At 36.2% G+C, this 12,320-nt stretch carries 11 protein-coding genes; 9 read left to right on the plus strand and 2 right to left on the minus strand.

What is annotated here, in order from left to right:
- Positions 1 to 1,034: 1,034 nt before the first annotated feature.
- From BUB45_RS14695 to BUB45_RS14715, 5 genes are all read left to right on the plus strand, one after another.
- Positions 1,035 to 1,793 (plus strand): lysophospholipid acyltransferase family protein, encoded by a 759-nt coding sequence (locus BUB45_RS14695; protein WP_073011249.1) that lies wholly within the window; start codon positions 1,035 to 1,037, stop codon positions 1,791 to 1,793.
- Positions 1,794 to 1,901: 108 nt separating this feature from the next.
- On the plus strand, positions 1,902 to 2,897 hold the full coding sequence (locus BUB45_RS14700; RefSeq protein ID WP_073011251.1) for a glutaminase: 996 nt from the start codon (positions 1,902 to 1,904) through the stop codon (positions 2,895 to 2,897).
- 311 nt (positions 2,898 to 3,208) lie between these two features.
- Positions 3,209 to 3,682, plus strand: coding sequence for a low molecular weight protein-tyrosine-phosphatase (locus BUB45_RS14705; protein WP_073011254.1), 474 nt, complete (start codon positions 3,209 to 3,211; stop codon positions 3,680 to 3,682).
- Positions 3,683 to 3,694: 12 nt separating this feature from the next.
- Positions 3,695 to 3,991 (plus strand): hypothetical protein, encoded by a 297-nt coding sequence (locus BUB45_RS14710; protein ID WP_073011257.1) that lies wholly within the window; start codon positions 3,695 to 3,697, stop codon positions 3,989 to 3,991.
- Between the two features lie 114 nt (positions 3,992 to 4,105).
- Positions 4,106 to 4,930, plus strand: coding sequence for a YihY/virulence factor BrkB family protein (locus BUB45_RS14715; RefSeq protein ID WP_073011260.1), 825 nt, complete (start codon positions 4,106 to 4,108; stop codon positions 4,928 to 4,930).
- A gap of 136 nt (positions 4,931 to 5,066) precedes the next feature.
- Here the strand turns inward: BUB45_RS14715 and BUB45_RS14720 are convergent, their stop codons facing one another.
- Positions 5,067 to 6,941, minus strand: coding sequence for a heavy metal translocating P-type ATPase (locus BUB45_RS14720; protein ID WP_073011263.1), 1,875 nt, complete (start codon positions 6,939 to 6,941; stop codon positions 5,067 to 5,069).
- A 532-nt stretch (positions 6,942 to 7,473) separates the two neighbouring features.
- On the opposite strand from BUB45_RS14720, the gene BUB45_RS14725 reads away from it, so the two are divergent.
- The 3 genes from BUB45_RS14725 (at position 7,474) to BUB45_RS14735 (ending at position 10,196) form a co-directional block, all read left to right on the plus strand.
- Positions 7,474 to 8,352: a transporter substrate-binding domain-containing protein gene (locus BUB45_RS14725; RefSeq protein ID WP_073011282.1), complete on the plus strand. Its 879-nt coding sequence runs from the start codon at positions 7,474 to 7,476 to the stop codon at positions 8,350 to 8,352.
- Positions 8,353 to 8,673: 321 nt separating this feature from the next.
- Positions 8,674 to 9,369, plus strand: coding sequence for an amino acid ABC transporter permease (locus BUB45_RS14730; protein WP_073011285.1), 696 nt, complete (start codon positions 8,674 to 8,676; stop codon positions 9,367 to 9,369).
- 260 nt (positions 9,370 to 9,629) lie between these two features.
- Positions 9,630 to 10,196, plus strand: a complete 567-nt coding sequence (locus BUB45_RS14735) for a Uma2 family endonuclease (protein ID WP_073011303.1) — start codon at positions 9,630 to 9,632, stop codon at positions 10,194 to 10,196.
- A gap of 167 nt (positions 10,197 to 10,363) precedes the next feature.
- On the opposite strand, the gene BUB45_RS14740 is transcribed toward BUB45_RS14735, so the two are convergent.
- Complete coding sequence (locus tag BUB45_RS14740) at positions 10,364 to 11,539, minus strand: MFS transporter (RefSeq protein ID WP_073011305.1); 1,176 nt, start codon at positions 11,537 to 11,539, stop codon at positions 10,364 to 10,366.
- 332 nt (positions 11,540 to 11,871) lie between these two features.
- On the opposite strand from BUB45_RS14740, the gene BUB45_RS14745 reads away from it, so the two are divergent.
- Entirely contained in the window at positions 11,872 to 12,264 is a 393-nt protein-coding gene (locus tag BUB45_RS14745) for an OsmC family protein (RefSeq protein WP_073011308.1), read from the plus strand.
- The last annotated feature ends 56 nt before the right edge of the window (positions 12,265 to 12,320 follow it).

Below are 12,320 nucleotides of genomic sequence, written 5' to 3' on the forward strand. Positions count from 1 at the left end.
AAAGTGTGTATGCACCCATACCTTGTTAAACTTTTCCAATAAGAATAGTTGTGATTTTATCATGTTAAACCTACTATTAAATTGGTATAATAAGGAAAAAGGCGAGGTGATAGCATTTTTACGAGAAAGATGATAACGGTTAGTGTATTCGTTATTGGTACGTTTTCTATTATGAAGTTTCGTTGGATTTCAATTGGTTCGAAAGTATAGTTGGAAGTCTAGTAGCTGCTTGTATTTTCTTAATGACGCAACCCAAACCAGATGAGGAATAAGGAGGAAATAAATGTGTTACGTGTGAAGAAATTCTTTTTGAACTCAATATTTTCCTCCTCTATCATGTTATGTATTTTAATAACCATGATATTTTTTGAACTACAGACGTGGATGTATTTAATCATAATTGGTGTTGCAATAATAACGATCCTTTTAAAGTTAATGATTTACATAAAAGAAGAATATTAACACGAGGTGACGTTTCGTATATATTTACGAAATACTAAAACAGCAGGCTACATTTAACTTTTTTAATAGTTTGAGATAGTGCGGTTAAGCATCTTGCATGTTTACCAAAACAAACAAATAACAGCATTAATGTGTTTAAATGAGGGAACATAATGAAATCGTCAATAAAAATAATCGTTTTAGTACTTTATTTTTTTACATTTAATTATTTAACGTCTGTCTTTGAAATACCAAGAAACATATATTTTATTATTTTTGGCTTTCCTATAATGCTAAGTGGCATGCTAACAATCATGTATATATTTAGAGATAAAAAATAAACGCTGTGCGCTAAATTGTAGCCATCTCCGGTATAAGTAAAGGGAGGTGGTGATTTTTGATTAAGGGAATTGATTTATCGTCATAATTTCATTCACATGAAAAACCAAGACGTGTCTTAAAGCTTTAAGGAAGTGGGGCATTGGTGAAGTAAAATTGATTTTCATAAAAACTGGCACATGTGAAGTCGACTTTATCTTGCTGTTATAGCAATCCAGCGGTATAATAGCTTGTGGTGAAAGGAGCTACTTTAAATGATTCGTACGGTAGGAATATACCTCTATGCTAGCATTTTAGTACTCGGAACATTTTTTAAATTGCAGAGAGCGAAGAGATTACAACATGAACTAACTAAAGAAGAAATTTTCATTCAACCAAGTCTTGTCTCGAAGAAGGTGTTTCAACGAACTGGGAGCACTATAAAAGTAGAAGGGCAAGAAAAACTTCCGGAAGGCCCAGCACTATTTGTTTCTAATCATCAAGGGTTGTTTGATATATTAGTGTTACTCGGTTATTTAGGGAAGCCAGTTGGATTTATAGCAAAAAAAGAGATTAAAAAACTACCCATTATTTCCTCTTGGATGGAGCTAATTCATTGTGTGTTTATGGATCGTAAAGATCGTCGACAATCGGTTCGTGCTATCGGTCAAGGGATTGAGTATTTGAAAGAAGGGCACTCTATCGTTATTTTTCCTGAGGGGACCAGAAGCAGGGGGAGACAACTTCATTCCTTTAAACCTGGCAGCTTTCGTTTAGCAATAAAAGCGAACGTACCGATTGTACCTGTTGTGATAGACGGAACATATCATATGTTAGAGGAACAGGATGGAAAAGTTTCTCCGTCATCTGTGCGTCTTACGATCAAAGATGCTATTACTCCTGATAAATATATGGAGATGAAGAGTAACGAGTTAGCGACACATATAGAAGAAATAATTAAAAAGCAACTAGAAATAAATGCTTTAGGGCAAGATAAAGAAAAAGAAGAAAATCAACTGTTATCAGCGGAATAAAGTTAGAAGTAGTGCTTGTAGTCTAACCGTGGGAGTTATGTTACATAACGCTCACGGTTTCACGTTTCAAATTTATTTTTCGAAACATACTATAGTAGAGGTGATAACATGGTGCAAGGTACGGCAAATTGGAATACAGAAATTACGAAAGAGTGGTTGCAATCCTATGTAGATGACTGGGTGCAATTTTACAAGAAAGAGACAAAAGAAGGGAAAGTTGCTTCTTATATTCCAGTATTAAAAAAAGCTGATCCAAACCTTTTAGGAATTACTATCATTGGCAAAGACGGGATGAATATTCAATCAGGAGATGTTGACACTCCATTTACCATTCAAAGCATTTCCAAAATATTTAGTTTTATAGTAGCTTGTATGGAAAGGGGAGTATCTTATGTGCTCGATCGAGTGGATGTGGAACCGACAGGAGAGGCGTTTAATTCTATCATGCATCTAGAGATGCGTAAATTAAAGAAACCATTTAATCCATTTATTAATGCGGGAGCAATTACAGTAACATCATTATTAAATGGAAAAAGTTCAGAAGAAAAATTAGAACCGATATTTCAGTTGTTTACGAAAATTCTCGGTTACAGACCGTGCATAAATGAAGACGTCTATGTATCCGAACGAGAAACATCTGTAAGAAATCGAGCTATTGGTTATTATCTCATCGAGTTAGGTTATTTGGAGTCTGCGTTAGAGTTGACGCTTGATACGTATTTTAAGCAATGTTCTATAGAAGTGACAACAGAAGATTTGGCCAAACTTGGTTTAGTTTTAGCTAATGATGGGATAGATCCTCAGACAGCCGAAGAAATCATTCCTAGAAATGTTGTTCGTCTAGCAAAAGCGCTCATGTTAACTTGTGGAATGTATGACGCTTCAGGGAAATTTGCTGCCTATGTTGGTATACCAGCAAAAAGTGGGGTTTCAGGAGGGATTATTGCTACAGCTCCCCCGAGAGTTAGAAAAGAAACATTGCCTTTTATTGAAGGGTGTGGCATCGGTGTATATGGTCCTGCGTTGGATGACAAGGGAAATAGTATTGCAGGCATAAAATTATTAAAGCATATTGCAACCAAATGGGATTTAAGTGTTTTTTAGAAGTAGTAGAGATATTCAAGTAAGCGTTGACACAATCAATTGCACGTCAACATCCAGTGAGATGGTGACGATATTATTTAACGATTGCTTTTTCACAGTGGTTACGAGATAGCATCATGAATAGATTGGATACGTGTGAAAAACTTAAAATATGCACCGCAAAATTTTGTTTGCTTCACTTTGTAATATTGGATGAGACTAGGATAAAAAGTATGCTGAAACTTACAACTATATAGAGATGGAAACTTTTGCTGTTAGGAGAGAAGTTGCTTATAATAGAAGGGAACAATTAGCGGAAAGTGGGGGATGTAATGATACGGGTCATGTTTGTTTGCCTTGGTAATATTTGCCGCTCGCCAATGGCTGAAGCTATTTTTGCTAATTTAATACAAAAAGAAGGGTTAACAGACCGAATTGAGGTGGAATCTGCCGGAACTGGCGCATGGCATATTGGCAAACCACCTCATAAAGAAACGATAGCGATTTTAAAAAAGTATGAGATTCCAACGGACGGATTAGTTGCCCAACAAATAACGCCTAAAGATAAAGGTAAAGCGGATTATTTCATTGCTATGGACGAGGAAAATAAACAAGATTTATTACGGATGTTTGGAGAGAACGATAAAATACGAATAGCAAAATTAATGGATTTTGTGAAGCATAAGAAAGAAGAGAATGTGCCTGACCCTTATTTTACAGGTAATTTTTCATATACATATGAATTGGTAACTGAAGGGTGTTATCAACTCTTACAATATTTAAAACAAAAACATGCGATACAATAAGGAGTGTACATGATGGGAAAAAGAAAATTAGTTACAGGAGTCGTACTAGGGGCGACAGCAGGTGGATTAATTAGTCTTTTAGATAAAGAAACAAGAGTTTATGCAAAAGAAAAACTTGCATCGGCAAAATCTGGTGCAAGCTACATGTTAAAAAATCCGTCTGAGACGATCCACTCCGTGCGGACTAATTTTGATAAATTAAATCAAGCATTTGCAAAAGGTGCTGAGAATACCATTAATGCTTTGAACCAAGCGGAAACAACACTTGAAAAAGTAACGAATAAAGGGAAATCGGACCGAATAGAATAGAGTATGATGGACAAGTCATACTTCATAATGATGAACCAATGATCTGACCTTGTATAATAACCTATGCTTAAAACACATATCTAAGCATGAGGGAACAAGTTTGGGAGTCGAGTAATGGTAAATAAAGTACTTTCTTTTGGAAAGCAGCTATATCAACGAATGATAAAGATAGACTTGTTTGGATTGGCTGCACAGTTAGCTTATTTCTTTTTGTTGTCACTGTTTCCATTTCTATTATTTTTAGTGACGCTTGTTGGTTATTTACCGATGGATGAATTAGCTGTATTAGATATTATTTCTTCGTATGCTCCACCTCAGATTGTGGAGTTGATTTCAACTAATGTTACGAATTTAATTAATCAACAAAACGGTGGATTGCTTTCTTTTGGTATAATTGCCACACTTTGGGCATCTTCTAATGGTGTAAACGCCTTAATGCGAGGCTTTAACTATGCGTATGAAGTAGATGAAAACCGTTCGTTTATTGTTTCAAGACTCATTGCTATTATACTGACGATAGCGATGATAGGGATTATAATTATCGCATTATTACTACCTATATTTGGTAAATTAGTTGGTTCTTATTTATTTTCATTTATCGGTTTATCAGAAGGTTTTATTCATGTATGGGAAGCATTGCGTTGGGTTGTTTCGTCTGTCGTTTTCTTTATTGTCTTTCTTTCATTATATAAGCTTGCGCCGAACAAACGAATCTATTTAAAGAATGCAGTGCCAGGAGCTTTGTTTGCTACAGTAGCATGGCAACTAGTTTCATTAGGTTTTTCTTACTATGTGAGTAATATCGGTAATTATTCAGCAACATATGGCAGTCTTGGAACTGTCATTGCACTCATGATTTGGTTTTATTTATCAGGGATCATTATCCTAACTGGCGGTCTAATAAATGCTGTCATTCGAAAAAACAAACATGTAAAATAATCTAGGATTAGACAAGGCATTTTCACAAACTTTGTCAATGATCTTTGCATATAGAAAGCAATTATATTTTAATAGGCCTTAGGGAAATTTGTAACCCCCTAAGGCTTTATCGGTCTTGATAAGTGGAGTAAACCTATTATTTTAATAACCGTAACCCATTTAAAATAACTAAAATGGTACTACCCTCATGACCTATTACTCCTAATGGCATATCGAGGATTTGTAAGAAATTAGACGCAATGAGTATAGTGATAACTGCAAGGGAGAAAAATATATTTTGTTTTACGACGCGATTCATTTTTTGAGACGTGTGAATCGCGTTGGTTATTTTGCTAAGGTTGTTTTTCATAAGCACGACATCTGCAGTTTCTAACGCTACATCTGTTCCTTCTCCCATTGCAATGCCAATATTTGCTGTAGCTAATGCTGGGCCATCGTTAATTCCGTCACCAACCATGCAAACATGTTGATATTTTCCCTTCAGTTTTTTTATTTCTTCCACTTTCTCATGTGGTAAACAATTTGCTACATATTCATCAATACCAGCTTCTTCTGCAATGGCTTTCGCAGTAAGGTCATGATCTCCCGTAAGCATAACGGTGTGGATTTTATGTTGTTTTAATAGTTTAATAGCTTGTATGCTGTCTTCTCTTACCGTATCTTTCAGTGCAAATAAAGCTACAATCTGCTGTCCTTTTTTTACATAGACGATTGTTTTCCCCTCAGCAGCAAGTTGCTTCTTAATATCCTCAAAATCCGCTTCATAACCAATATAATCAGGCTTGCCAATCTCCCAAGTTTCATCCTCAATTACAGCTGAAATACCGTTTCCTGTAAGCGTAGAAACTTGAATCTCTTGTAATGAAGTACCTATTTGTTGTTGCTTGCCAAATGTAACGATAGCGTGGGCGAGTGGGTGTGTTGAATCTTGCTCCATAGCCATTGCAATCGGTAACACATCCTTTTGCTTATGATCGGGATGTACATGAAAATCAGTCACTTCCGGTTTCCCTTTTGTTAATGTACCTGTCTTATCAAATGCAATGGCTTGAATATGTCCCATGTTTTCAATGTGGACACCACCTTTAAACAGCACCCCTGCTCTTGCACTTTTAGATATGGCAGATAAGGTAGCAGGCATAATGGAGGCTACAAGGGCACATGGGGAAGCAACAACGAGTAAGATCATAGCTCGATAAATACTTTCCTGGAGTGTCCAGTCAAACAAAAGATGAGGAATGAACATCATCAAGACGACGACAATTAATACGATTTTCACGTACGCTCCTTCAAACTTTTCAATAAATAACTGGGAAGGAGATTTCTCATCTTGTGCGGATTGAATCATTTGGATGATTTTTTGAAATAGCGTTTGATTTGCTGCTTTCGTAATTTCGATATATATCGAACCATCCAAAGCAACTGTTCCTGCAAAAACTTCTTCATTTTCTGTTTTACGAATCGGAATAGATTCTCCGGTAATGGCACTTTCATCTATGGATGTTGCTCCACGGGAAATGATACCATCTGCAGGGATTCGTTCTCCGGCACGTACATAGATCATGTCACCTATTTGTAAAGACGAAACAGCAACCATTTCTTTTTGATCGCCATTCATTCGTAATGCTTCTTCAGGTTGTAATTTCATAAGCGAAGATATTTCTTTGTTACTTTTATTCATCGTATACGTTTCAAGCGCACCTGATAAAGCAAAAATAAAGATTAGAATGGCACCTTCTGTCCAATAACCAATTGCAGCAGCACCAATCGCGGCGAATATCATTAACATTTCTACATTTAAGTCTTTATTACGTATGGTTTCTGTAATTCCTTCTTTTGCTTTGGCATACCCTCCGATTACAAATGCGACGAGATGAAGGGTAACCCATAAAGCGTCAGACAGATGATTTTCGAATGTCCAAGCAATTGCAATAAGTAACCCACTAAATAGAGCTGCAATTAGCTCTTTATGTTCAGATATTTTTTTCGTTATCTTTGTTTCGGTTAACATGACCGGCCTCTCCTATCGTTACTTATTGTTAAAAAGTTTACGGTTTTTTAGCGACGGGCGAGAAGACACACAGAATACATGGCTAAAATCCCCCAACCTAAATCAATGCATCTTTTCTATAATTATTATTATATAATATTTATTATTATATTATCATAATAGGTGAGAATGTCAAGGCTGTATATGTTTATTTTACCATGAAACTGTACTTGAATTTGCTTTTTTGCATTAAAAATTAGCCTAATGTAACAATAATAGCACTTTTTCAGAAAAAACAATAAAATAAATGGCACTTGATTTATTAATTGATAAATATTATCAATTAATAATTTTGTAAAAGATGTGTCTGTTAGCTATTGGTTTCGAAAAAAGATTTTCATTTAAACATATATATAAATTGGAATGTGTGAACTTAGGTTTCTCTAACAATTAGAGTGAAAGGGTAACAAGTTGTTTTTTTTTCTTTAATTTATGTGTATATTCTGTTACAATCCGATATGTACTTATAAATACAACAGATGGAGGAGTCATGATGAAATATATAAAGATATCCTTGATTTTAATTGCTTCAATAGTGTTTATTACTGCTTGCTCTAACAGTACAGGTGATTCAAACAGCGAGGATAAAAATAGTGAAACAGATAAGAGATGGCAAGAGGTAAAAGAAAAAGGAGAGCTAGTTGTTGGAACGTCCGGCACCCTAATAGCAGCCTCCTATTATGATGGGGAAGAAGAAAGTGAGGATCAATTGACGGGATATGATGTAGAAGTAATGCGCGAAGTTGCTAAACGTTTAGAAGTGGATATTTCGTTTGAAATTATGGGAATTGATAGCATGTTACCAGCTATTAAAAGTGGTAGAATTGATGTTGCAGCAAATGATATTGAAGCAACGGACAAGCGAAAAGAGTCCTTTAACTTTAGTGAGCCTTACAAATATTCTTATACTACCATGGTAGTGCGAAAAGAAGATAATTCTGGAATTGAATCGCTGGAAGATTTAAAGGGGAAAATAGCTGGTGGTGGAGCCACTACTATATATAGTCAAATTGCCGAACATTTTGGCGCAGAAGTAAAAACGTACGGAAATGCTCCGAATGAGGCTTATTTACGTGATGTTCACAACGGTAGATCAGATGTCATCGTAAACGATTATTATTTATCAAAATTTGGTGTTGCAGGATTTCCAGAGTTTGATATTCATCTTCATCCAGATTTAAAGTTTCACCCAACAGAACAAGCTGTAGTAATCGCCAAAGATGCAGACAAGCTTACTGAAAAAATAAATGATGCTTTAGCTGCAATGAGAGAAGATGGGACGTTATCAAAGTTAGCTAAGAAATTCTATCAAGAAGATGCTTCTCAAAAACCTGAGGGTAATATACAAGAAATTGAAGGATTAGATTTATAATTCATATAAGTGAATTTTTAATCAGTTGTCGATTTTCTTCCATGAGCACTAATTATTAATCGATCAGGGTTATGACTTCAGCCTTTTATAAAAAAGGGCATGGAGGTGTTGTTACCTCCCGCTTAGAATGGTTCAACTTATTTTTCCTATACTAATGGGAGTCTTACAGCGCTTTACACCCAGAATAACCGGTTTAGCAGCCATTTTGAAAGCCATCCTCAGTATTTGGATGGCTTTGTTGCAAAATAGGCGAGCTTTTGCAGACAAATACTTGCATACGAGTGATAGCTTTTCCCATACATGTGACAGAAAGGGAGATGAATGGTGCAAACATTCCAATTTAGTGACATATTTGATGTTCAGTTAGCGATCGATAATCTTCCGTTTGTATTGAGCGGACTGCCAATGACTTTACTTGTCTCGGTTATTGGTATGCTATTGGGTCTTGTTTTAGGGCTATTGCTTGCTTTAGCGCGAAATTCAACTTATTTTTTCTTGCGCTTACCTGCTAGATTATACATATCGTTTATGCGGGGGACGCCAATCCTTGTTTTTTTGTTCATTCTGTATTTTGGACTTCCGGTTATTGGGATTAAATTGACAGCATTCATGGCAGCTTGCTTAGGGTTTGGTTTAAATAGTGCTGCGTATATTGCTGAAATTGATCGTGCCTCGTTGAATAGTGTAGATAAAGGACAATGGGAATCAGCAAAAGCATTAAATTTAACTTATTGGCAGACGTTGCGAAAAGTTATCTTGCCACAAGCGACTAGAATTGCTATTCCACCATTAACAAATGTATTTATGGATTTAGTCAAAGCTACTTCGTTAGCCGCGGTAATTACGGTCCCAGAGCTGTTCCAAAAAACGCAAATTGTTGCAGGTAGAGAATTTGATGCCATGACGATGTATATTCTCGTAGCGCTCATTTATTGGCCGCTATGTATCGTTATTGCTTTTATCCAAGAACGTTTAGAAGCACGCTTCAGTAAATATGTCGTGCAGGAAGCAGTTTAATTCCTTTTTTGTTCTACTATAACGTACAAAGGTTTATCGTATAAGAAAAGAAAAACTACAGCTTTTGCCAAGTACTATGGGGAAAGCTGTAGTTTTTCTGCTCTAGGAGTAAAAGTTTATTCTATCACAGTAACTGTACCTAAGGTTTGCTTAACATGTGTATGAACATTACAACGTGATACCGACACTTCCTCAAGTTTGGTGTAACTTTTCAAATGACAGATAATACTATACAATTAAAAAAAAGGGGTGTGAGTAAAATGAGTTTACCAAATGGAGAACTTGTCTCCTTAAAAAAGTTTTACCAAATGCGGCAGCAGACCGATCAGCTTCTGGAATATATTGATGGCGTCGTTTACATGTTGCCCCCACCCTCCACCGTTCATCAACGGCTATCTATGCGATTAGCCGCGCAATTATATAACCTATTAGAAAGCGGTGATTGTGAGGTTTTTTCGGCGCCGTTTGATGTGAAACTAAGTAATGAAAATATTCCTGGAGATAAAGTGGTTATCCCTGATTTGTCTGTCATCTGTGACAAAAGTGGCTTGGATGATCAACAATATACAGGTGCTCCTACAATGATTATTGAAATAATTAGCCCATCCAATCAGGCGCATGACCTTATTACCAAATTGAATTTATATATGCAGTATGGGGTCAAAGAATATTGGATTGTGAACCCCCTGCTCAACACAATCATGGTATATGCCTTAAATGAAAAAGCGAAATACGAACAGAAAGACATTGTCCGTGAAAAGGGTATTGTGACATCATCAGTGCTTCCTGATTTTTCAGTTGATGCTGAGAAGTTTTTTCAGCAATAACAGCGTTACGCGGAGAGGGTTCTCTTGTCCCTAAAAAAGTCAGTCCAAATGTAACATCTGGGCTGACTTTTTGCGCGCTATAGGAAATAAAGAAAGCCGCTCCCTCTCGTCAAAAATTCGCTCGTCATAGCGCTAAACTCGCTCAATAAGTTCTAATAATTTCCTTTTTACGTCCCCACTCGATTTGTTTCGTGTTGGGTGTTCTTCTGTACTAACATAGCTACAGTAATCACAATTAAGATAAAGCTTATAAAATAAAAGAATGAAACGCGTTCAAAAACGTCAATAAAATAGCCACCAATAAAAGGTCCGCTAATGCTACCAATACTAAACATGATGCCAACCATTAAATTTCCAGCTGGTAGTAAGTTTCCGGGGAGTAAATCTGTCATATAAGAGATACCTAAGGAAAACAAAGAACCTACACACATTCCTGCTAAAGTGAACAAGATAAATAAAGCAAGGATAGAAGACTCTAGAACGGCAGTAAACAGGAAACATAGCGAACCGAGTGATAATACAGTTATTAGTACCGATCTTCTACCAAATTTATCGCTTAATGCACCTAATGGAAATTGGGTAATTAAGCTCCCTGCAGCAAAGCAAGGAATAATAAGTGAAAGTGTGTTAACTTCATGGCCAATGCGGAGGCCATAGATAGGGAAAATGCTATGTAAAGATGCCTCTAAGAAACCATATCCAAAACCAGGTAACATTGCAATCCAGGCTATTTTAAAGGTTTGTTTAAAGCGTTGTATTGAACTTGTCGGATAAACTGGATCTACAGATTGTTCAGGCCATTGATTACGAAGGAAAAACAATAATAGCCAGACGGTGAAGCTCAAAGCTGCAGAAGCTAGAAAAGGCACCGATTGGTGAATGGATAAAAGTCTTGTCATTAATGGACCTATAGCAAAACCTGCTCCAAATGATAAACCATAAAGAGCAATACTTCTTCCTCTTGTTTCCGCTGTAGCTGTTGCGGTTATCCATGTTTGTGTGCCAAAGTGCAACATCTGGTCACCAATTCCTATAATAAGTCGCAATATAAACCAAAACCATAAAGACTCCCATACTGGAAATATAGCCAAAGAAAGAATGACGAGCAAACCGCCGACAAAAATCATTGGTTTAAAACCAAATTTTCGCATGGGCTTTTCCATAAATGGAGAAGCGATTAAAACGCCAATATATAACCCTGTTGCATGTAAACCGTTAATGGAAGAGGCTACGCCATTTTGTTCAAGAATAATAGAAATTAATGGTAATAACATTCCTTGTGAGAAACCGGATATGAATACAAGCGCAATTAATATCCATAAACGATATTTGGTCAGTTGCATGATGGACTCTTCCCTTCTGAGTGTTTCTCTGTTGTTTGTTGACTTGGCAACTCTTTAGGATGCTTGAGCATGAAACAGAAATCTTCACTGATGACGTATTTTTGGATGAAATTTGATTGTGTGTATATGTTTTTATAAAGGTTGTAGCTTTCTAAAACGACAAGGTGGTAAACAGCTATTTGCCCAATCAAACGGTTGATTCGATCCTTATAATTGGATAAACCTAGCAATAATTTACTAGGAATAGAGGAAAAGGTCAATTATTGTGAATAAATTGGCCATATCGTTTATGATAAAAAGGAGAAGTATAATAAAAAATAGGAGGGAAGTTTATGAAATTACATTTAAAAGAACATGGTTTTAGAACTGAATTAGACTTTGGGCAGTTAGATATTTCTGGAGATGAGGAATTTGGTTTTCGCCCGTATCAACTAATGGTTGCTTCGATCGCTAGTTGCAGTGGTTCAGTCTTTCGTCAAATCCTTCAAAAGCAGCGCACAGACGTTCATGACATGCAAATTAATGCTACTGTCGAAAGAAATAAAGATGAAGCAAACCGCATCGAGAAAATAGCGCTTACTTTTATTATTAAAGGTAGCCATTTAGATGCAGAAAAATTGTACAAAAGCTTACATGTAGCCCGTAATAACTGCTCTATGGTGCGTTCTGTGGAGGACAGTATTGAAATTGTAGAGAGAATAGAAATTATTGAACTTAGCAGATGATTTGTTCACGTAGGTATAAAATTCATATGTCAGAAAAAGCTAAGGAAAAAGAAAGG

It is taken from the genome of Virgibacillus chiguensis (assembly GCF_900129865.1).
GTDB classification, from domain to species: Bacteria; Bacillota; Bacilli; order Bacillales; family Amphibacillaceae; genus Virgibacillus; species Virgibacillus chiguensis.

Excerpts from the sequence above, each read along its gene's own strand:
- BUB45_RS14730 (WP_073011285.1), top strand. The coding sequence starts at position 8,674 with ATGGTGCAAACATTCCAATTTAGTGACATATTTGATGTTCAGTTAGCG.
- BUB45_RS14735 (WP_073011303.1), top strand. The coding sequence starts at position 9,630 with ATGAGTTTACCAAATGGAGAACTTGTCTCCTTAAAAAAGTTTTACCAA.
- BUB45_RS14700 (WP_073011251.1), top strand. The coding sequence starts at position 1,902 with ATGGTGCAAGGTACGGCAAATTGGAATACAGAAATTACGAAAGAGTGG.
- BUB45_RS14745 (WP_073011308.1), top strand. The coding sequence starts at position 11,872 with ATGAAATTACATTTAAAAGAACATGGTTTTAGAACTGAATTAGACTTT.
- BUB45_RS14705 (WP_073011254.1), top strand. The coding sequence starts at position 3,209 with ATGATACGGGTCATGTTTGTTTGCCTTGGTAATATTTGCCGCTCGCCA.
- BUB45_RS14695 (WP_073011249.1), top strand. The coding sequence starts at position 1,035 with ATGATTCGTACGGTAGGAATATACCTCTATGCTAGCATTTTAGTACTC.
- BUB45_RS14710 (WP_073011257.1), top strand. The coding sequence starts at position 3,695 with ATGGGAAAAAGAAAATTAGTTACAGGAGTCGTACTAGGGGCGACAGCA.
- BUB45_RS14725 (WP_073011282.1), top strand. The coding sequence starts at position 7,474 with ATGAAATATATAAAGATATCCTTGATTTTAATTGCTTCAATAGTGTTT.
- BUB45_RS14740 (WP_073011305.1), bottom strand. The coding sequence starts at position 11,539 with ATGCAACTGACCAAATATCGTTTATGGATATTAATTGCGCTTGTATTC.
- BUB45_RS14715 (WP_073011260.1), top strand. The coding sequence starts at position 4,106 with ATGGTAAATAAAGTACTTTCTTTTGGAAAGCAGCTATATCAACGAATG.
- BUB45_RS14720 (WP_073011263.1), bottom strand. The coding sequence starts at position 6,941 with ATGTTAACCGAAACAAAGATAACGAAAAAAATATCTGAACATAAAGAG.